The organism is Caulobacter sp. HMWF025 (assembly GCF_003060965.1).
Taxonomy (GTDB): domain Bacteria; phylum Pseudomonadota; class Alphaproteobacteria; order Caulobacterales; family Caulobacteraceae; genus Caulobacter.
In genome coordinates this window covers 1-18,975 of record NZ_QAII01000013.1, presented here as the reverse complement: position 1 = coordinate 18,975, position 18,975 = coordinate 1, and the positions used below count along the sequence as shown (strand labels likewise).

General features: G+C 65.5%; 22 protein-coding genes, 1 tRNA gene and 1 pseudogene. 12 read left to right on the top strand and 12 right to left on the bottom strand.

Annotation, left to right across the window (positions count from 1 at the left end; translation table 11 throughout):
* The first annotated feature begins 6 nt into the window (after positions 1-6).
* Positions 7-570, top strand: a complete 564-nt coding sequence (locus tag DBR10_RS01770) for an HNH endonuclease (protein WP_108506086.1) — start codon at positions 7-9, stop codon at positions 568-570.
* A gap of 8 nt (positions 571-578) precedes the next feature.
* Here the strand turns inward: DBR10_RS01770 and DBR10_RS01765 are convergent, their stop codons facing one another.
* Positions 579-887 (bottom strand): hypothetical protein, encoded by a 309-nt coding sequence (locus tag DBR10_RS01765; RefSeq protein ID WP_108506085.1) that lies wholly within the window; start codon positions 885-887, stop codon positions 579-581.
* Between the two features lie 111 nt (positions 888-998).
* Here DBR10_RS01765 and DBR10_RS01760 point away from each other — a divergent pair, with 111 nt between their 5' ends.
* Entirely contained in the window at positions 999-1,226 is a 228-nt protein-coding gene (locus tag DBR10_RS01760) for a hypothetical protein (RefSeq protein ID WP_108506084.1), read from the top strand.
* A complete protein-coding gene (locus tag DBR10_RS01755) occupies positions 1,227-1,424 on the top strand; it encodes a hypothetical protein (protein ID WP_108506083.1) in 198 nt (65 codons plus the stop codon).
* Between the two features lie 10 nt (positions 1,425-1,434).
* Here the strand turns inward: DBR10_RS01755 and DBR10_RS01750 are convergent, their stop codons facing one another.
* From DBR10_RS01750 to DBR10_RS01730, 5 genes are all read right to left on the bottom strand, one after another.
* Complete coding sequence (locus DBR10_RS01750; protein WP_108506082.1) at positions 1,435-1,956, bottom strand: VanZ family protein; 522 nt, start codon at positions 1,954-1,956, stop codon at positions 1,435-1,437.
* Between the two features lie 94 nt (positions 1,957-2,050).
* Positions 2,051-3,808, bottom strand: coding sequence for a M1 family metallopeptidase (locus DBR10_RS01745; RefSeq protein ID WP_199223640.1), 1,758 nt, complete (start codon positions 3,806-3,808; stop codon positions 2,051-2,053).
* Positions 3,809-3,945: 137 nt separating this feature from the next.
* Positions 3,946-4,506, bottom strand: coding sequence for a demethoxyubiquinone hydroxylase family protein (locus tag DBR10_RS01740; protein WP_108505061.1), 561 nt, complete (start codon positions 4,504-4,506; stop codon positions 3,946-3,948).
* The gene (locus DBR10_RS01735) at positions 4,503-5,114 is read right to left on the bottom strand and encodes a disulfide bond formation protein B (protein WP_369831696.1); all 612 of its coding nucleotides are present in this window, start codon (positions 5,112-5,114) and stop codon (positions 4,503-4,505) included. Before DBR10_RS01735 ends, DBR10_RS01740 begins: the two co-directional genes overlap by 4 nt.
* A gap of 20 nt (positions 5,115-5,134) precedes the next feature.
* Positions 5,135-5,740, bottom strand: coding sequence for a YqaA family protein (locus DBR10_RS01730; RefSeq protein ID WP_108490397.1), 606 nt, complete (start codon positions 5,738-5,740; stop codon positions 5,135-5,137).
* 245 nt (positions 5,741-5,985) lie between these two features.
* Here DBR10_RS01730 and DBR10_RS01725 point away from each other — a divergent pair, with 245 nt between their 5' ends.
* Both DBR10_RS01725 and DBR10_RS01720 read left to right on the top strand, forming a co-directional pair.
* Entirely contained in the window at positions 5,986-6,240 is a 255-nt protein-coding gene (locus tag DBR10_RS01725; protein ID WP_108505059.1) for a DUF3297 family protein, read from the top strand.
* A 2-nt stretch (positions 6,241-6,242) separates the two neighbouring features.
* Positions 6,243-6,665, top strand: coding sequence for a hypothetical protein (locus DBR10_RS01720; RefSeq protein WP_108505058.1), 423 nt, complete (start codon positions 6,243-6,245; stop codon positions 6,663-6,665).
* Positions 6,666-6,709: 44 nt separating this feature from the next.
* Here the strand turns inward: DBR10_RS01720 and DBR10_RS01715 are convergent, their stop codons facing one another.
* Complete coding sequence (locus DBR10_RS01715; RefSeq protein ID WP_108505057.1) at positions 6,710-6,892, bottom strand: DUF3606 domain-containing protein; 183 nt, start codon at positions 6,890-6,892, stop codon at positions 6,710-6,712.
* Positions 6,893-7,005: 113 nt separating this feature from the next.
* Here DBR10_RS01715 and DBR10_RS01710 point away from each other — a divergent pair, with 113 nt between their 5' ends.
* The 3 genes from DBR10_RS01710 to DBR10_RS01700 all read left to right on the top strand — a co-directional run bounded on the left by DBR10_RS01710 (position 7,006) and on the right by DBR10_RS01700 (position 8,878).
* Positions 7,006-7,248, top strand: a complete 243-nt coding sequence (locus DBR10_RS01710) for a hypothetical protein (RefSeq protein WP_108505063.1) — start codon at positions 7,006-7,008, stop codon at positions 7,246-7,248.
* A gap of 117 nt (positions 7,249-7,365) precedes the next feature.
* On the top strand, positions 7,366-8,172 hold the full coding sequence (locus DBR10_RS01705; RefSeq protein ID WP_233243172.1) for a hypothetical protein: 807 nt from the start codon (positions 7,366-7,368) through the stop codon (positions 8,170-8,172).
* Between the two features lie 202 nt (positions 8,173-8,374).
* Positions 8,375-8,878 (top strand): MarR family winged helix-turn-helix transcriptional regulator, encoded by a 504-nt coding sequence (locus DBR10_RS01700; RefSeq protein ID WP_108505055.1) that lies wholly within the window; start codon positions 8,375-8,377, stop codon positions 8,876-8,878.
* Here DBR10_RS01700 and DBR10_RS01695 read toward each other — a convergent pair.
* The gene (locus DBR10_RS01695; protein WP_108505054.1) at positions 8,865-9,869 is read right to left on the bottom strand and encodes a P1 family peptidase; all 1,005 of its coding nucleotides are present in this window, start codon (positions 9,867-9,869) and stop codon (positions 8,865-8,867) included. The genes DBR10_RS01700 and DBR10_RS01695 overlap by 14 nt on opposite strands.
* 103 nt (positions 9,870-9,972) lie before the next feature.
* Here DBR10_RS01695 and DBR10_RS01690 point away from each other — a divergent pair.
* A tRNA-Leu gene (locus tag DBR10_RS01690) sits at positions 9,973-10,057 on the top strand.
* Between the two features lie 272 nt (positions 10,058-10,329).
* Complete coding sequence (locus tag DBR10_RS01685) at positions 10,330-12,690, top strand: TonB-dependent receptor (RefSeq protein WP_108505053.1); 2,361 nt, start codon at positions 10,330-10,332, stop codon at positions 12,688-12,690.
* 69 nt (positions 12,691-12,759) lie between these two features.
* Here DBR10_RS01685 and DBR10_RS01680 read toward each other — a convergent pair whose 3' ends face one another.
* Together DBR10_RS01680 and msrB are read right to left on the bottom strand one after the other, a co-directional pair.
* Complete coding sequence (locus DBR10_RS01680; RefSeq protein WP_108505052.1) at positions 12,760-13,800, bottom strand: glutathione S-transferase family protein; 1,041 nt, start codon at positions 13,798-13,800, stop codon at positions 12,760-12,762.
* Between the two features lie 89 nt (positions 13,801-13,889).
* The gene (gene msrB, locus DBR10_RS01675) at positions 13,890-14,372 is read right to left on the bottom strand and encodes a peptide-methionine (R)-S-oxide reductase MsrB (RefSeq protein WP_108505062.1); all 483 of its coding nucleotides are present in this window, start codon (positions 14,370-14,372) and stop codon (positions 13,890-13,892) included.
* A 110-nt stretch (positions 14,373-14,482) separates the two neighbouring features.
* Here msrB and DBR10_RS01670 point away from each other — a divergent pair, with 110 nt between their 5' ends.
* Together DBR10_RS01670 and DBR10_RS01665 are read left to right on the top strand one after the other, a co-directional pair.
* Positions 14,483-15,058, top strand: coding sequence for a DJ-1/PfpI family protein (locus DBR10_RS01670; protein ID WP_108505051.1), 576 nt, complete (start codon positions 14,483-14,485; stop codon positions 15,056-15,058).
* Positions 15,059-15,144: 86 nt separating this feature from the next.
* Entirely contained in the window at positions 15,145-16,173 is a 1,029-nt protein-coding gene (locus DBR10_RS01665; RefSeq protein WP_108505050.1) for an N-acetylmuramoyl-L-alanine amidase, read from the top strand.
* A 6-nt stretch (positions 16,174-16,179) separates the two neighbouring features.
* Here DBR10_RS01665 and DBR10_RS01660 read toward each other — a convergent pair whose 3' ends face one another.
* Positions 16,180-16,695 (bottom strand): GlcG/HbpS family heme-binding protein, encoded by a 516-nt coding sequence (locus DBR10_RS01660; protein ID WP_108505049.1) that lies wholly within the window; start codon positions 16,693-16,695, stop codon positions 16,180-16,182.
* A gap of 23 nt (positions 16,696-16,718) precedes the next feature.
* Positions 16,719-18,975 (bottom strand): annotated as a pseudogene (locus tag DBR10_RS01655) (LamG-like jellyroll fold domain-containing protein); the annotation flags it as partial.

Below are 18,975 nucleotides of genomic sequence, written 5' to 3'. Positions count from 1 at the left end.
GCAGGCCTGATGCAGGTTCTGACCCGTCCCCCGTCCGGCATGCCGGCGCTTGTGCTGAATGCCGATTTCAGGCCGCTCAGCTATTATCCGCTGTCCCTCTGGCCCTGGCAGGAGGTGATCAAGGCGGTGTTTCTGGATCGTGTCGACGTCGTTTCGACCTACGACCACGTCGTCCATTCTCCTTCGTTCGAGATGAAGCTGCCCAGTGTCGTGTCACTGAAGCAGTATGTCCCGCAGGACCGGCCGCCGGCCTTTACCCGCTTCAATCTGTTCCTGCGTGACGGCTTTGCCTGTCAGTATTGCAGCTCGCCCGAGGATCTGACCTTCGATCACGTCATTCCCCGGTCGCGTGGGGGCCGGACGACCTGGGAAAACATCGTCACCGCCTGCGCGCCCTGCAATCTGAGCAAGGGCGGACGGACGCCGCGAGAGGCGGGCATGATCCCCTATCGCACCGCCCGTCGCCCGAGCATGCATGAACTGCAGGACCGTGGTCGCCGGTTCCCGCCCGGCCACCTACACGCCAGCTGGCTGGACTATCTGTACTGGGACATCGAACTCGAGGCCTGACCCGAAGCTCAGGTTATGTGTTTCGCGCTGGGAGGATCACTGGCCGGAAAGCTCTCATCGAGGCTTTCGTCGATCAGGGCTTCCTGGCGGTTTTCGGCCAGATCCACGTGGTCAGCCAACTGATCGTGCGTCTCGCCTTCGGGCAGAGGCTCGACGCGGCGCGTGGCCGGCGTCACTTCTGTCTGAAAGGCGTCCTTGACCTCGGTTTCAGTGACGCGGTCTTCGGGGTGACCGGGCTGACCCAGATCCTGGGCCTGCGACCAGTCGCCCAGCACGCCGGGCTGGCTGCCGTCCTGCGATTGAGGGGTGTCGGTCATGGCATTGTCCTCTTGGTGAGGTCCTGAAACGTGCCCTGACTGCGCTTGTTCCGCTTCGGGCGACCCGAAACACGCCTCGCGGTCGGCCCCTGTCTCCTGTAGGCTCCGCTCATGACCCATCGACCGACCACACTGGAGCGCGCCTTCGAGCTGGCGCGATCCGGCAGCTACGCCACCATCTCTGACATTCGCAAGCAGCTGAAAGCCGAAGGGTTTTCCGACGCTCCAAGCCAGATCAGCGGTCCTTCGATGCTCAAGCAACTGCGCAAGCTTTGCGAAGCGGCCAGACCGCTTGAGGATGTCGCTGACGTCGTCGATGTCGCTCTGGACGCCCGCTAGGTGTCGCTGTCCGATGGTCAGCGCCTCGCGCTTTCGAACCTGGCGCGCAAGCAGGCCGGTGAGGATGTCGACTGGATCAACATCGCCGATGCCAGGGCGCTGACGGACCTCGGCCTGGCCCAGCGGGACCGGGGCGGCTGGACCATCACGCCCGAAGGTCAGATCGCCCTGAAAGCACTGACGCTCCCCGGGTCCTGAGCCTGGACTGTCAGGACCGCAGCTTGGCCGGAAACTTCCGCGCCGCCCGGGCTGCGAAGGTCGCCTGGGCGACATCCTGGCCTACGGTCGGGCGGGGGATCCCCCCTTCGGCCCGCTGGCGATGATTTCGACGGTCCATGCGCGCGATCTCATGAAGCGGCATATCGCCCTGTTCACGGGCCATCTTGCGCAAGCCCTCCACGAGGCTGACAGCATAAACCGCGCCGATGCCGAACCCGTCGGCCAGCCAGTCCAGCAGGCTTGCGCTCCGGCCGCCAAACAGCTGGGCCACCTCGACGCCACCGCCGAGCAGCAGGGCCGCCAGGGCGAGGTCGGCACGACGCATCCGGGGGCAGGCCAGGAAGGCGAGGGCGGTCAGCCCCCCAAATGCGACAGCATGGGCGGTCTTGTCACTGAGGCCGAACACCTGCTCCAGCCCCTGAAACGGGCCAAGCATCAATGTCGCGGCGACAAGCGCGCCGACCACGAGCACGATGCGGGCAGACAGAACGAAATGGTCGGGCTTCAGCATTCAGGGGCTCGCACTGGAGCCCCTGACTAGCCCGCCCCGCACGGATTTTCCGTGAAGGAACGCGGTCAACCAAAGATGACCGGCCCCGGCCTCTCTACTGCGGCTTGGCGGCCTTGGCCTCTTCCTCGGCCTTCTTGCGGGCTTCTGCGGCGGCCTTGGCGGCGTCATCCCGGGCCTTCTGCCAGGCCTGGAAGACTTCGACATAGGGCTGGCGACGCAGGACTTTCGCGGCCGGGTCGATGATCACCGGCACGGCATCACCGACGGCGACGCGCCCGGTGCCGTCGGCCATGGGCAGGGTCACCACATCGCGGCCGACCCTGACCTCCAAAGGCATCGGGAAACGTCGGTTGTTCGGCACTTTCCAGTGCAGCACCAGATCCTGCCCTTCTCGGGCTTCGATCAGTTCGGGCGGCATCGCCTCATAAAGATACGCATCAAAGAACCAGCCATAGTCCTTGCCCGTGACCTGGTTGACCGCCTTCACGAAGTCCTGGGTGCTGGCATAGCGCGGGCTGAAATTTCCGGGGCGCGGGTCGTCTCGGCCATAGACGATCAGGCGTGTCACCTTGAAGAAGGCCTCGTCGCCGATCAGGGTCCTTAGGGTGTGGAGGACGTTGCTGGCCTTGGCATAGATGTCGTTTCCGGGGCCACGATCAGCGTTATAGACGTCGTCTTCCTTCAGAGGCTTGCCGGACACGATGGGTGACTTGTTGCGGATGCCGGCCTTCTGGCTGTTGAGCCTGGCCATGTACTCCATGTCGCCGTGCAGCCACTGGGAATAGAGCGGCTGCATGTAACTGCCGAGCCCCTCGTGCAGCCACATGTCGTCATTATCGAGGTCGGTCAGCTGGTTGCCGAACCACTCGTGCGCGAACTCGTGTTGCAGCAGCCAGTCATAGCCGTAGGCATCCCTGGCGTAGTTGTTGCCATAGGCGTTGATGGTCTGGTGCTCCATGCCGAGATGCGGCGTCTCGACCACGCCCATCTTTTCCTGCCGGAACGGATAGGGACCGATCATCGCCTCGAAGAAATCGATCATCGGCGGGAACTCGGCAAACAGCGCCTTGGCCTTGGTCTCGCGGCCCTTCAGGTACCAGTACTGGATCGGAAAGCTGTCGCCGAACCGGCTTTTGTAGGTCTCTGACAGCTGCTCGTAGGGCCCCGCATTCAGGGCGATGGCGTAGGTATTGGGCGTGCGGGCCCGCCAGTTATAGGTCCGCCTGCCGTCGGCCTCGGTCATACCCAGGAAGGTGCCGTTGGCGGGGGCCACCAGGGGGGCAGGGACGGAGATATGCAGATCCACCACCCCGGGTTCGCCGGTCGGATAGTCGATGCAGGGCCAGAACAGGTCGCAGCCCTCACCCTGAACCGCCGTTGCAATCCAGGGCTCGCCGGTCTCGGTCTTGCTCCAGACGAAGCCGCCGTCCCAAGGGGCCCGTTTGGCCTCATGCGGCACGCCGTCATAGGTGATCGCAACCTCGACCGTGCGGTCGCGGGTCAGAGCGCGTGGCGGCGTGATGGTCAGGCGGCCCTCGGGATTGCTCCAGGCCGACGGCTTCAGGGGCTTGCCGTCGAGGGTGATCGCCCGGATGGCAAAGACCCGGTCGAAGTCGAGCACGATGCGGTCCAGCTTGGACTTCATCTTCAGCGTAAGGACCGCCTTGCCTTCAATAGCCTTGCGCTCCGGCAGGATCTTGAAGCTGAGGTCGGCCCGTTCAAAGGCCAGGGCCGCCTGCTCCGGCGGCATGGGACCTCCGGTGTCGAAGCTGAGCGTCGAGGTCGTGGCGGTCGCAGCAGCCGGGGGCGGGGCCGGGGTCTGGGCTTCGGCCGCTGAGGCGAGAACCAGCATGGACGCCGCGCCGAAAGCGGCCAGGCAACGATCACGAAACAGCAAGGCGCGCACTCCGGGACAGGACACAACATGCCATCGGTAAGCCTAGCCGATCAGGGTGCCAAGCGCCTCTTGTTCATCTCAGAGGTGCGGGATCAGATCTTCTCGCTGATCCGGATGGCGGCGCGGCAACCGGCCTGGATCACGGCGGACAGCAGGCCATAGCCGGGCGCTTCGCGGGCCCCTTCGGCGATGGCGAGATCGCGATGGGCCAACTCATCGTCACGGAACTTCGAAAGCTCGGCAGCGAGTTCCGGATCGCGGTCGGTCAGTTCCTGGATCTGACCGGCATAGTGCTTTTCGATCACCGATTCGACGGCTTCGGTGCAGGCGTGGGCCGCCTTGTCACCCAGCAGGGCGGTGCCGGCTCCGAGGGCGAAGGCGGCGGCTCGCCAGACGGGCGACATCAGCGTCGGACGCACGCCCCGCTCGGTCAGCAGGGCATCGAAGCGGCTGAGATGGACCTGCTCGTGGCCTTCCATTTCCTGCAGCTGTTCGGCGATGTGCGCCCGGCCCGGGCTGACCCGCATCACGGCGGCCTGGCCCCGGTAGATATGGACCGCAGCCAGTTCGCCGGCCTGGTCGACCCGCAGGATTTCGGCCAGGCGGGCCTTGGGGGCCCCCGTACCCGGACGTCTGGGAGCGGGGCCGGTCATGTCTGCGCCTGGAGCGGTTTGCGCAGGCCCGCCAGCAGCGAAATGCCGGCGAGACCCAGCGAGGCCAGGGCGTTCCAGCCGGCCATCGAAAGGCCCAGGAACACCCAGGCCGCCTTGTCGCAGGAGGGGGCCTTGATCGCGCCGCCCTTCAGCATCGCCACCAGGTCGCCGGTCACGGCCGCCGAACCGCCGACGCAACTGGTCGGGCCGGGCCACCACTTCCATTCGACACCGGCATGGAACGCCGCAAGACCTGCGCCAAACAGGAAGATGGCCGCCAGCAGCAGGTTGAACGGCTGCCGCAGCTTCTGGGCCCACGGCGTGCGGCCGGCGACAATGGCAAGACCGGCCACCGTCAAGGCCACCCAGTAGACCTCGCGCTGCTTCAGGCAAAGATTGCACGGGGCCATCTTGCCGAAGGTCTCGAAGGCATGGGCTGTGCCCAGCATAGCCGCGCTGGCCAGGAAGGCCACGACTGGCAAGGCGGTCGGCAGAAGGGTGAGGCCGGTCGCCAGGGGCGTTTGCACTTCGGCTTCGACCAGCAGGGTCGCCCGGACCTCGGATGCCGGTGTCGTTTCGGTTGCGGCCGTCCCAAGCGGGACTGCCACCGGACCTTCAGGTTCGCTCGTCATACCGCGCAGGCACCTCCGCTGCTGCCACCGATGAAATGGCTTGCCGTCAAGCCGATAACAAGGAGGACAAACAGGCCGCCGGCAAAGAGGGCGAGGCGCCGTTCGATCACGGGCAGGAGTGTGGGGCCGAACTTCTTGACCACGTAGGCCACGAGGTAGAACCGCGCCGCTCGCGTGATGACAGAAGCGATGATGAACATCGGAAAGCTGAACGCCGCGATGCCGGAGGCGATCGTAACCAGCTTGTAGGGGATGGGGGTCAGGCCCTTGGCCAGGATCACCCAGACGCCGTACTTGTCATACCAGCATTTGAATTCCGCAAGGCCGCCGGCATGGCCGGTGATCTCCATCAGCCACAGGCCAAAGTCGCGCAGGAAGAAGCCGATGAAGTAGCCGAGGATCCCGCCGAGGACCGAGGCCAGGGTACAGATTGTCGCGTAACGCCAAGCGCGGTCCGGCCGGGCGAGGACCATCGGGGCCAGCATGACGTCTGGCGGGATGGGAAAGAATGAGCTCTCGGCGAACGAAACCGCGAAAAGGCTGGTCGGGGCATGCCGCGAAGCGGCGAGTCCCATGACCCAATCGTACATACGACGCAGCATGCGAGCTCCAGATATCTGTCATGTGTAGCTAGCAGGGGCCGCAGGACTTGTCCTCCCCTGATGCACTGCAGCAGGCTCCCGACGGACTGATCAGGGCCAGGAAGCTGCATTTCGGGCGGTGGCTGCCCGGGCCCATCCCGGCCGGTACGGCTGGGTGCTGCATCGTGGCGCTTGGATTTCGGGCGAGGGGTGGCTATCACCCGCGTCTGAGGCCTCTGGCCCACCGAATTTCGAAAGCCGATGACATGAGCGACACCCCTCCCGACCGCCTGGCCACCAACCCGGACAGCCCCTTCTACAATGCCGAACTGCTGGAACGCGGTGTGGGCATCCGGTTCAAGGGCGTCGAAAAGACCAATGTAGACGAGTACTGCGTCAGCGAAGGCTGGGTGCGCGTGACCGCCGGCAAGACCCTCGACCGCAAGGGCAATCCGATGACGATCAAGCTGCAGGGCGAGGTCGTTCCGTATTTCCGCGACATCGCTGACTCCCAGGCCTGATCGTGGCTCTGCGCCGACTGATCGACCTGCCGGGCTTTGCCGAACTGGAGCACCGCGCCCTGATGAAGCCGGCCTTTGCCGAGCCCCAGGCGCGTGCTGACTTCCCGGAGATCGACCAGCTGGCGCGGGACACCTTCGGCCTCACCGCTGATGAGGCCGCGCTGATCCCGGATCCCGAAGGCTGGGACGGTATCGACGTCAAGTCGATGCGGACCCAGGCGGACCAGTTCGAGCTTGAAGGCTGGGACGTTACCGACGACAAGCGCCGGCCCCTGCGGATCCTGGGCCATTTCAGCCATCCGCTGTGGCTGGCCCTGCGGGGCGTGGCCGGCAGCCTGCCATTCGAACCCGAGCCGGAACCCTTCGACCCGGCAACCTCATCCCTGGCGGCTGAAGCCAAGGCCTTTCAGAGGGACAAGCGCTAGGATCGGGTCGCGATCTGACGGCGGCAGTCAGGCCGGAAGGGGCGCTAGCGCTTCTTGCCGAGCTCTGCGCCGATATCCTTGATCGAATTGCCGACCTTGCGATGGGCGGCCACGAGCTGGTCCTTGGTTACGCCCCAGCGCTTCATCCAGTATTCCACCTGGTGGCGTTCTCGGGGGTCTAGCCGGTCCTCATCGCGAAAGTCGCGCTTGCCCTTTGGAATGCCCATGACTGTCTCCTCGACCCGGCTTGGGGGTAGCCCGAGCCAGCGGGCTTGTCGAGGCGGCGGGCAGGCCGAGGTTTTACGAAAGAGCTCTGATGACTGACCCTGATCTGGACGCGATGGCGCAGGACGAACTGGCGCGCGGCATGACCCTGACCTGGCGCGACCTGTCCAAGGTGATTCCCTGGGGCGACACGTTCGAGGGTATTTCGCCGGCCGGTCGCAATGTTGAAGTCGAACGCAACTACCTCTGGGCTGCGGATCCCGGTGGCGACATCCTTTGCGAGGTGGCCGTCTATGGTGGTGCTTCGCGCTACGATAAGGGTGCTCGCGCGAGGGGCGTTATTTCTCGCAAGGGATAGCAAGCGAGGGCGTTCACAAGATCGCCGGTTGCGTTAACCATCCTACACGCCATCATGGCCGCGACGCATTGCAGGGAGGGTGGGGTGTACCAGTCGGAGTTTCCGGTAGAGCAGCCCGTGCCTGTGTTCGATCCGACCTTGCTGGTCGGGCTGATCCTTGCCGCCCTCTTGATCGCCGGCCTGGCGTTCGCCGCCGGCCGATTGCTGGGGCGGCGGGACCGGCGCGGTGTAGATACCAACGTCCCGAAGATCATCCACGATGCGATCAAGGCCCGTTGTGTCGCCGCCAGCAGCGCGCCCTCGGGAGAACTGCTGCAGAAGACCCAGGAACTGATCGAGGAAATGGAGGCCCGTATCGGGCCGCTGCTCCGCTTCGGGGGGCCGTGCGCCAAGGCTCTCGCTTCGCTGCGGAAGGCGCTGGAGGACAAGGCACCTCCGGAAGACAAGCCGCACAAGCCTGATTCCGGCGGCCATGGACACGGGTCCCACAAGCCCGAGCCCAAGGTGCATGGCGAGGCCGAGGCCCATCCGGAGTGGCATCCCGGTCACGGAACTGGTTGCAAGTGCGAGGCCTGTCTGGTGATTGCGATCGGCCATGCCGCCCCGGGCCTGTCCATTGTCGGGCCCAGGGTCGGAGCCCAGACGGTCGTGATCACGCCGCCGCCAGCCCCCGCGCCGCCGCCGGCCGACAAGCCCGCAGATCACAAGCCCCATGATCACAAGCCCGAAGAGCCCAAGCTGCTCAGTCACAAGGACTATAGCCGGCAGGTTCGCATGGCCGTGATCGACGTCTCGGACTTCTGGAGCCGGGGGGATTGCCTGAAGGAGTTGCAGGCCTGCCAGTCGGCGCTGAATGCGACCCTGCCTTTCCGGGGCGATGGCAGTGACGGGGAGGGGCGCCGTTCCGGCGAGCGGGCCGAGTAGCGTCTGCACAACCAGCAGGCGAAACCGGGTCTTTCCGTTTAGCCTGCCGGGCCGGCGTTGAGCTTTCGCTGAGCGGCGTGCCACATCGAGGCGCAGGAAAATGAGCTGGATCCGATTCGGGTCCAGCGGACTGCATTTGGGATTGGCGAAAGGTCGTCCTCAGAATGGCGATCACGCCCGGGAGGACGAAAGGGAATGGGTCATGACCGCAACGGTCTCTCCCCTGACGGCAGTGTCTGAGGCCCCCGAGGACGCTTTGAGCCTCGCGGACTATCTGCCCTATCAGCTGTCGACGGCGGCCAGCGCCGTCAGCCGGCTGATCGCTCGCGCCTATGAAGACCGGTTTGGGCTGACCATCCCGCAGTGGCGGTTGATGTCGGTCTTGGCCGAAGGCGGCTTGACCCAGCACGCCGCCGTGACCCGTACCGCCATGGACAAGGTCCGGGTGAGCCGGGCGGCGCAGGATCTGGTCGAGCGCAGGCTCGTGGCCCGCACGACGGTGCGCGCCGACCGCCGCTCGCACCGGATGGAGCTCACGGCCGCCGGCCGCCGTCTGTTTGCCGAGATTGCCCCCCTGGCCCGGGCCTATGAGGCGGCGCTGCTGTCCGGACTGGCCCCCAACGAGGTCGTTGGTCTCAAGCGTCTGCTGTCGCGCCTCGAGGCTGCGGCCACCCAGTTGGCCGGGGGCGAGACTATTGTTCCGTAAAGTCCCGGGCCCGGTAGACGGCCCGGGCGATGGCGCGGGCCAGACAGTCAGCCGCAGCTGAGCCCAGCCTTGTAATGTCGACCGGCCGCGTCGGTCCCGCACCAAGGGCGACGGCACCGGATGCTACCGCAAACACGACGTCGCCGTCGAAGGTGGTATGGGCAGGACGAACGGCGCGGCCCATGCCGTCGTGCGCCATCATCGCGACACGCTTGGCTTCGGCGGTGGTCAGGTCGGCGGTGACGGCGACAATGGCGAGGGTAGTATTGGCCCCGGCCCGCAGGCGACCGGCTGCGCCCAGCTTTGTGTCGTCGGGGAGCGGATCGGTCGCGCTTGTCGGCCCGGTCGGCACCTTGCCGCCGAACTCACCGTCTATTTCGAAGGGCCAGGCCCAGAAGGTCTCTCGGTCCGGCATATAGACCGAGCCGACCGGATTGGCGGCCACCAGGGCCCCGACGACCAGACCGCCCCCAAGGTCGATCGAGGCGGATCCCAACCCGCCCTTGACCAGTCCGGCCACGGCCCCGCGTCCAGCGCCCACGGCACCGAGCTCGAACTGATCGGAGGCCGCCTCGACGGCTGCAATGCCGAGGGCGCGATAGGGCGGATCAAGGCCCCAGGCCTTGTCGCCCCCGTTACCGAGGTCATGCAGCACGGCGCCCGGAACGATCGGGATGGCCGGCGAGCCCGCAGCCAGGCGCACCCCGACTTCGCGGACAGACAGGGCGCTGGCCACGCCGTCGGCGGCCCCGAGCCCGAAGACCGAGCCGCCGGACAGGCAGATGGCGTGAGCCCGGCTGAAGCTGTTCTCCGGTGACAGGGTCTCGGTTTCGCGGACGCCGGGGCCGCCGCCGCGCACATCGACCGCCGCGCTCCAGCCCTCGGGGCACAGCAGCACGGTGACGCCAGACCGTACGCAGTCGTCCTGGGCCGAGCCCACGGTCAGGCCGGCGACGTCGGTGATCAGATTGCGGGGGCCGGGACGCGGCATACGGGAATCTCCTGTGTACCGAGACCCTAGCCCGCCCGTCTCGGCACTGGAATTCAGACTCGGTGCCTGCTAGAGAGACGGCCCTTCGCGCGATGCGAAGTTTGCGGGCGTGGTGAAACTGGTAGACGCGCCGGACTCAAAATCCGGTTCCGAAAGGAGTGTCGGTTCGACCCCGACCGCCCGCACCATATCCTTTAAATTCCTTGGCAGAGACGGGTTCGCGTCGCGGGCCCCAGTCCACGGCGATAGGTGCCGGCAGAGCCAAGCGCTCATTTTTGGAGCGTTCATCGCTGTCCCGGTGGTTGAGCGGCGCAGTGCACGGGCAATCACGGCCAAGCCGCGCCTCCTGACATTTTGAGCGCAGCCCCGCAGCGGAAAACCGCGTGTCATGGGCCATCAGTCTTCGGAACAATCCGGCTATGTCCGGCGCCTCCCCGCCGCGACGCGCCGCTCGAGATGAATGGGGATAGTCTTGATCAAGTCACTGAGTTTCCGTCTGGGTGCCCGGCCTCGTCTGCGCCTTGCCCTGCTGTCGGCCACGGTCCTGGCCGTCGCGACGCCGGTTCTGGCCCAGGAAGCCTCATCCAGCGAAGTCGATCGCGTGGTGGTCACCGGAAAGCGCGTATCCGAGGCCAGCGTTGCCATCGGCACCGACCACGCCACGGCGACGGTCTCGATCACCCGCGAAGCCCTGCTGTCGGCCCCGGCCGGGGTCACGGGTCTGAAAATGCTCGAGAGTCTGCCGGGTTTCAATGTTCAGGCCAATGACGCACTGGGCATGTACGAGTTCGGCAACTCGGTTTCGGTCCGGGCCTTCAATTTCCAGCAGATCGGTTTCCTGCTGGACGATATCCCGATGGGGCGCAGCGACCAGTTCGGCGGTAGCCCGATCTATCGCTATGTGGATAATGAGAACCTGTTGCGGGTCACGGCTTCGGCAGGGGCCGGGGACGTGGCGTTGCCCAGCTACGCCTCGCTGGGTCCGATCGTCGACTATTTCACCCAGGCCCCCAGCGAGGACGCCGGCGGCTCTGCCAGCTACACGCGCGGCAGCGACGCGCTCAAGCGCACCTTCCTGCGGCTCGAGAGCGGCAAGGTTGGACCCTTTTCGGGCTATGTCAGCGGTTCATGGATCGAGGGCGACCTGTGGCGCGGCCCGGGCACCATCGACCGCAAGCACTATGAGGGCAAGCTGCGCTGGGACATGGGCGAAGACAGCAGCCTGACCTTCCAGACCGTCCACAACGACTATTACGACTACGACTCGCCGTCGATCACCAAGGCCCAGTATGACGGTCGCGCCAATGACCTCTTCGGTCGTTCGGGCCGCGATTTTGCCTATCTGGGCTATGTGCCTGTATTGGCACCGTCCACGGCGGGCGTCCCGTTCTCCAACGCCAACTACAACCAGTACTACAAGTTTGCGGTCAACAAGCGGAAGGACCACCTCTACGGCCTGACCTTCAAGACCGCTATCGGCGACGACATCGACCTGACTTCGACGGCCTATTACGAAGACAAGGGCGGATACGGCGTCTCGCCCGAGGCCTATGCGACCTCGCTGACCAGCTACAATAACGAGCGGCTGATCGTGGCCGGCCTGACCGCGCCGAAGGGTTTGCAGTACGGCCTGTCCGGCATCGACGGCACGCGCAAGGGCATCACCGCCAAGGGCGACTGGCATCTGGGGATCAATGCGATCTCGGCCGGCGTCTGGCTGGAAGACGACGACTATCACCGCACCCAGGCGCGCTACAATGTCGAGAACGGCGATCCCGACGGCACCCCGCTGCTGAACCAGCCGGTTCACCTGCAGCGCAACTATGTCTCGACCCGCCAGACGGTGCAGCTGTTCCTGAAAGACACTGTGAGCCTGATGGACGGCGATCTGAAGCTGGAGCTGGGCTTCAAGACCCTGGATGTCGACTACAAGATCAGCGGCTATCGCAACCCGGCCGACTACATCAACAGCCGCAAGCCGACGATCCAGACCAACTGGTCCGACAGCTTCCTGCCGCAGGTGGGCCTGGTCTATTCGGTGGGGCCACGCGACCAGGTCTTCGCGTCCTACTCCGAAAACATGGCCCTGCCGCGCGGTGCCGATGACGTTCTGTCGGCCGCCAGCCCGACGGTGACACCGCCCAAGGCCGAAACCTCGACCAATCTGGAGCTCGGCTATCGCGCCAACCGGCCGACCTTCAACGCTTCGCTGGTCGTCTACAAGACCGAGTTCAAGAACCGGCTACAGCAGTTCAACAGCATCGTGCCGGGCAGCACCACGGTGGAGAGCTTCTTCCAGAATGTCGGTGCGGTTGAGGCCTCGGGCGTCGAGTTCAGCGGCCAGTGGAAACCTGAACTGCTGGACGGCAAGGTCTATTTCAACACCAACGTCTCGTACAACAAGTCCGAGTTCCAGGATAACGTCCTGAATTACCGGGCCAGCGCCTCAGCCGCTCCGGTTACCCTGTCGATCAAGGGCAAGCAGGTTCCTGACTTTCCCGAGTGGATCTTCCAGGGCGGTGTCACGGTGGAACCGACCGACGGTCTGGTTTTCAACCTTTCGGGGCGTCTGATCGACGACCGCTTCACCAACTTCGTCAATACCGAGCATACGGCCGGCTACATGATCTGGAACGCCTATGTCGATATGGGTGAAGGCTTCGGGTTCGGGCCGTTCGAGCAGGTCAAGGCCCGGGTCAATGTCGATAACATCTTCGACACGGACTATCTGGGCACGATCGGAACGACGGTGAACACCCTGGCGACCTTCCGTCCGGGTTCGCACAGGACCATCCAGTTCACCCTTTCGGCCGACTTCTAGCGAGATCGGTCCGCGGCAGGAGCAGCCTCGCGGTGCGGGGCCGCTCCTGACGTTGCCTCGGGCTTGGCGTCAAACCTCGCCGAACAGGCGCTCGCAGCCCGTTCCCGCGAGAACGTCGTCCAGGGCCGTGCGGTCGTCGTGCGAAAGCTCGCCATAGGACTCCCTGAGCCATCCCAGGCATTTGGCCTGGTAGGGGAAGGTCGGCTGCGCCCAGGGTCGGCCGTCGATCTCGGTTTCGAACTGCGGCAGGCCGGCCATCGTCGCCCGGGCATTGGCCAGCAGGAACGGCACATAGACACGGCCGATTTCACTGAGCAGGGGGCGCAGCATCGACTTGAGCTGATCGCGGTGTGTCCAGGCCGCCGTTTCCGGTTCCAGCCCGGACAGATCCTCGACGCGATCCAGCCAGGCCCGAACCCGGCGGGAATGCTTCTGGGTGATGGCGGCGGACGTCGGCTCGATGATCGCCAGTTGGGTCAGCTGGCCGTAGATTGCGAAATCAGCTGCGGAGGGCCGTGTGCCCAGCACATAGCCCTGCTGCGCAATCACGGTGTCGAGCGCGTCGATGGCGCGTTCGTAGCTTTGTTCGATAGTCGCAGCGGTGGTGGCGTTGGATCCAACGACGTAAAGCCGGTCAATCTGCCGCTTCGAGATTTCTGCCGAAGCGCGGCCGGCGATTTCGTCCGGGATGACCGGACTGTTCCAGAACACCAGCATGGGGCCGGCATTTTCGATGTCGGCCGGGTGTGCCCACCGAAAGTGGAACATCGCCTTGGTCAGCCATTCGTCGGCATAGTCCTCGATCAGATCGCCGAGGAAGCGGGTCACCGGATCGCCCGGCAGAACCGAGCGGCCGGCATGGTCGCCCTCAAGCCGGCGGATGATCGGGGTCGAGTCCGTCACCGCCTCGTAGCCGTCGTCTTTCGGGAAGTAGAAGGTCGGCAGCAGCTTGACCTTGGGCTCCGGAAATCCGGCCGGTGGCGTGCGATGACTGCCCCAGTGGATGGCATAGGGGATCCGGCGATACCGCAGCAGGGCCAGCATCTTGCGGGTGTAGGGCGAGCCGGCCGCGCCGAGCAGCGCCAGCGGCTGGGCTTGGGTCGTTACCATGGGCGTCCTTCCATCCAGGGGCCGTTTCGTTCGTTCTGCGAAACTTATGGCACAATGAATGTCAGGAAGGCCTGAAGGTCAACCGCCCGTCAGTCGGGGAGGCAGTCTCCGCGGTGCAGCGGGTCGGGCAGCGGATCGCCGGTTTTCACGAACTGCAGCGAAACCGAGTTGATGCAGTAACGAAGGCGGGTCGGAGGCGGGCCGTCCGGGAACACATGGCCCTGATGGCTGCCGCAACGGGCGCAGACCGTTTCGATACGGACCATGCCGTAGGAGGTGTCCTTGATCGCGCCGACATGGCGTTCGTCATAGGGCGCGTAGAAGCTGGGCCAGCCGGTGCCGCTTTCAAACTTGGTCTGATGCCGAAACAGGGGCAGTCCGCACATGCGGCAGCAATAGACCCCGGTATTCTTCTCGCCCAGAAGGCCACCGCAGAACGGAGCCTCCGTCCCGTGGTGCAGCAGAACCCGAGCTTCTTCGGCCGTGAGGTCGGCTTCCAGGCGTTCGCGTTCGGCCTCGGTGGGCGGGGTCAGGTCGAAGCCTGACGACGAAGGGGCGGCGGTGTCGGTCATGTTCATAATGTAGGACGTCCGGGTGCGATGCGGTAGACGCAACGCGAGATCAAGCGGGCGTCGACGGCGATTACGCAGAACAGCCCTGAGCCTGTCGTGAGGATTTTACGATGACTGTTGCCGTGGCCTTCCTGCAACCGGACTGGGCCGACTGGGAGGCCGGGGCTGTTCTGGCGCTGTTGCGGCGCGAATTCGGCGTCCAGATCGAGATCGCCACCCCGGACGGCGAGCCCGTGACGTCCATCGGCGGTGTTCTGGCCGCGGCCGACTACCGCTTTGATGACCCCGTGCTGGCCGATGCCGATGTGTTCCTGCTGATCGGGTCGGATGCCTGGATCGCCTATGATGACCCGGCCGTCTTTGCCCTGCTGCGCCAGAGCCTGGCTGACGGCAAGATCGTCGGTGCGATCTGCGCCGGAACGGTTGCCGCCGCACGGGCCCGCCTGTTCGAAGGTCGGGCCCATACCTCCAACGGTCTGGAATGGCTGCAGGCCCAGGCTCCGACCTACGGGGCTGAGGCCCTCTATCTGGACAGCCCCCGGGCTGTCTCCAGCGACCGGCTGGTCAGTGCGTCGGGCCTGGCCCCCGTCAGTTTCGCGGCCGCCGTGGCGCGCCTGATCGCGCCCGAGGCCGTGGTCCAGATCGCAGAGTATGAATCCCTGTTCGCCCGGGAGTTTGCCGGATAGCGGCAGCGTCTTGCTGGCATAAACCTTCAGGTTGAGTTTTGTCCCCGTTCTGCTATCCTGGGTCGTCGCACATCCTGGCCGCGACAATGATCCGTCAGAGCGGGGCTGCCATGGCCAATCCCTTTCCAAACGGGCCCGGAACCGTTGAGGCTGCGGGCAGGCTCAATATCCGGCTGGGAAAGCCGCGAAGGCAGTCGCCGCGTGCGGGCGGGATCGAGGCGGGCGTTCGCTTCGCCATCCGGGGCTCAGTCGCCGGCGAAGAGGTCCAGGGCGTCAGCCAGTGGTTCGAGCTCGACGGCGGCCAGTTCGTCTGGGCCGGTGCCTGCCGCGACTTCCAGCGTCTGGCCGACGGCGAGGACGATGATCGTCCCCCGCGCAGACATCTGGGGGACTATGCCCCGCCAGTTTTCACGACGGCCACCGGGATCCGGCACAAGGTCCAGGGCTTGCGACCGCAGGGTCTTGAGGGCCTGATTGTCCATTTTGATGCCTATCGCATTCGCCAGGCAGGCAATGGGGCGGAGGATTCCGACCGGCGCAGCCTCGACATGATGCGCTCGGCGCAGGCGAACGGTTTCCACTACGGCGAGATCAGTCGAACCGGGACGATCTTTCTGGCCGAGGGTTTCGAATGGGGCGAATGGGGGTCGCACGCTGGTCAGAGCCAGTGTCCCGTCACTGGTCGACCGGGCGTTTCGCGCTACTATGTCGGCTTCGAGATGAACAATCCGGGGCCCCTTTTTGAGGCCCAGGAGGACGGGGTATTCTGTCCCTGGTTCAATGCCGTCCGCGATGCGAACGGCGAGGTGGTCCTCGATGTGCGGGGGCGCTGCACCCGCCGCTCGGCGAATGATGAGTGGTACAGCGTCGATGAGGTGCGCAAGGTCGCAGCGGACGGCAACATCAAGGCCGGGATCTATCTGCCCTACAGTCATGAGCAGTTCGAGGCCCTGACCCGGCTCTGCCTCTATCTGGCCAGGACCTTCCCCGCGACCTTCAGCCTGGATCGGGTGTTCGGACACGACGAGGTTGCACCGAAGCGCAAGAATGATCCGGGCGGAGCCCTCGCTGACCCCGCCCGTCTGATGACGATCCCCAGTTCAGGGACTGGCTGAAAAGCCTTACTTGAGCGCGGCGGCCCCGGCACGGGCCACCTGTCCGTCCTGGGCCCCGGTTCCGCCCGAGACCCCGATCGCCCCGATGATCCGGTTCTCCACGATCAGCAGCTCACCGCCCTCGATCGCCAGGGCCCCCGTGAAGATCGCGTTCAGGGTGCCGCTCTTGACCGCCTCCTGGAAGATGCTGGTCGGGCGGCGGAAGTTGGCTGCGGTCTCGGCCTTGCGCCGCGCCACGTCATTGGAGCCGTACTGGGTGCCGTCCATCTTCTGGCTCAGGACCAGGGCTCCGTTCGGCTCGACGACGGTGATGACCATGCTCCAGCCATTCTTGCGGGCCTCGGCTTCGGCGGCGGCTGCGGCTGTCCGGGCCTCGGCTAGGGTCACGGAGCGGCCATAGGGCGGATAGACCGGTGGCGCGGCCGGGGCCGGCGTCGTGGCGGGTCCCGGCGCGGTCTGGGCCATGGCCGGTGAGGCGGCGGCCAGGGTCAGGGCAAGGATCAGGGCTTTGCAGCGGGTCATGGTTCAGGGCTCCAGAAGTCGCGTCAGGGCAGGACGATGGCGTCGTTCAGGGCGGTAATCTGCGGCTGTCCGGTGACGATACGCACGCGCAGGCCCGATGTCTTGATGCCGCCGGGGATCTTCAACCGGACGCTCGTCCCCTTCGGCAGCAGGTCGGTGGGGGCCTTCAGGGCGGGCACCGGTGCGGTGTCCAGCACCTTGCCCGTTCCATCCACCAGTTGCAGCCGGGCGGCCAGACTGGCCTGGGCTCCAAGGCTATGGACCCTGACCTGGAGCGACCGGCCCTTGACGGTCGCATCGCCGCGTCCGATCCCGAGGTCGGCGCGCGCGGCAGGATCATCGCCCGGGGTGGCCAGGGCCATGTCCACCACCGTCGTCTGGCGCGGGGCCAGGGTCAGGGTCACAGACTTCGTCCGCTCGAAAGCGACCGAACGGGTCTCGGCCGCGCCGTCGAGACGATCGTCGCCATCCGTGTCGAGGCCCTGGGTCAGCCGCCACTGGCCGGGTGCCACAGACCAGCCGGTCATGGTGGCGACGACAGGCCGGTCGGTGAGGTTATAGGCCACCACCTTGAACGCCTCGGGACCGGCGGGCCGGACCAGGATGGCGACGTCCTCGGCCCTTGCCCCGCCTTCGAAGCGCCAGCTGACCGTATGGCCCGGTGTCATCTGGCCGCGCTTGTTGGCGATTCCGCCCAGCCGTGAGCGCTGCAGCGTGTCGCTGGGGATCTCCACCCGATCCGACCACCAGTGGCCCTCGGTGTGCATGTACATGTGCTGGGCCGCCCACTGGATGTCGTCGGCATAGAGGCTTTCCAGATGCCGCTTGTCGCCCGTCAGGGTCCAGGCGGCGTAGCGCTCGAGCGGACTGCCCTTGCCGGAGGCCTTGAGGATCGCCTCGCGGTTGGTGACATCCAGCTTCAGGGCCGCCAGGGCGTTTTCGTTGATGTCACCCAGCGACTTCAGGCCGTTCTTGCTGATCCGCCATTCCACCGGCTTCAGATAGCGGGTGTCGCCGGTGAGCTTCCAGGCCGCCCAGAAGATCTGGAACGGACCGCTGGCCCCCGAGCCCTGCAGGACCGTCCCGCCGCGTTCGGCATCCGTCGGCCAGTGGATTTCATTGGGGTAGGAGCCGTCGGCCTTCACATGGGCCAGGTAGCCGTCGGCCAGACCCGTCACGATGCCGCGCGCCGTCGGATCGCGATTGTAGTCGCCGATCAGGATAGCCGGATGCACCACCCCAAACGAATAGGGCTTCTGCCACTCCCAGGGGCCTTCGCGGTACGAGAGGGAACCGCTGTACCAGTTGGTATTGAAGTGCAGGTGGCCCGCCTTGTTGGTCGTGATGATCTTCGGCAGGGCCTTGACCGTCGTGAACAGGCGCTCGACCGCAAGGGGATCGCCATAGTCGAGATACATCGCCTCGCTGTTGGAATTGATGCCCTCCTCATAGGCGTGCAACTCGTCGGCGGCGATCGTCGACAGGCCGTCGGTGAACATCCCGTTGCGGTACGAGGCGTCGGTCAGCCGGTTGAGCGAGTCGCGAATCTTGTCCGGATCGACCCCCATCAGGGCCACGCCCGGCCATTGCTGGGTCAAATCGCTGTCGTCGGAAATGCCACCGCCGAAGTCGCCGTAGTCGACCTGGCGCTCGTCGATCCACCAGGTGATGAACTGGCTGACCAGCTTGAGGTTTTCGGTCTGACGGAAGGCCCACAGCGGGGTTCCATCCTTGGGGACAGGCTGCTCGAAGGCCGGCCAGCCCTGGCTGCCATAGGTGATGTCGCCCCAGTATTCGCGGCCGATGCGGTTGTCGGGATCGAACTTCAGCAGATCGCTGATGTCGGCATAGAGCCGCAGGTAGAGGCCCTGGCGCTTTGAGGTGGTGTGTTCCTCCACCAGGAAGGCCCAGTTGTCCTTCACCTGGTTCAGACGGTCGGCGACATGTTCGCGCTTGGCGAGGTCGCGGTCTTTCAGCACCAGGCGGATCTTCGTCCCGTCCAGGGCCCGGGGACCAAATGCTATGCTGTCGGCCGCCAGGGTCAGGTACAGGCTGTCGGCGGTCAGGATGCGGTCGCGCAGGTCGAGCCAGACGGTGCGGGCCTCGCCCGGTTTCACCGAGACGCTGACATCGATCATGTTGCGGCCCGGCCAGATCGGATCCTTGATCTGGATGTTCAACGGGATCAGGGCTCCGTCGGCCGGGCCGGGCAGGGGCGGCAGGTCGATGGCGATTCCGTCGAGGCCGTCGCGGGCATTTTCCCAGCCATAGGCCCAGTTG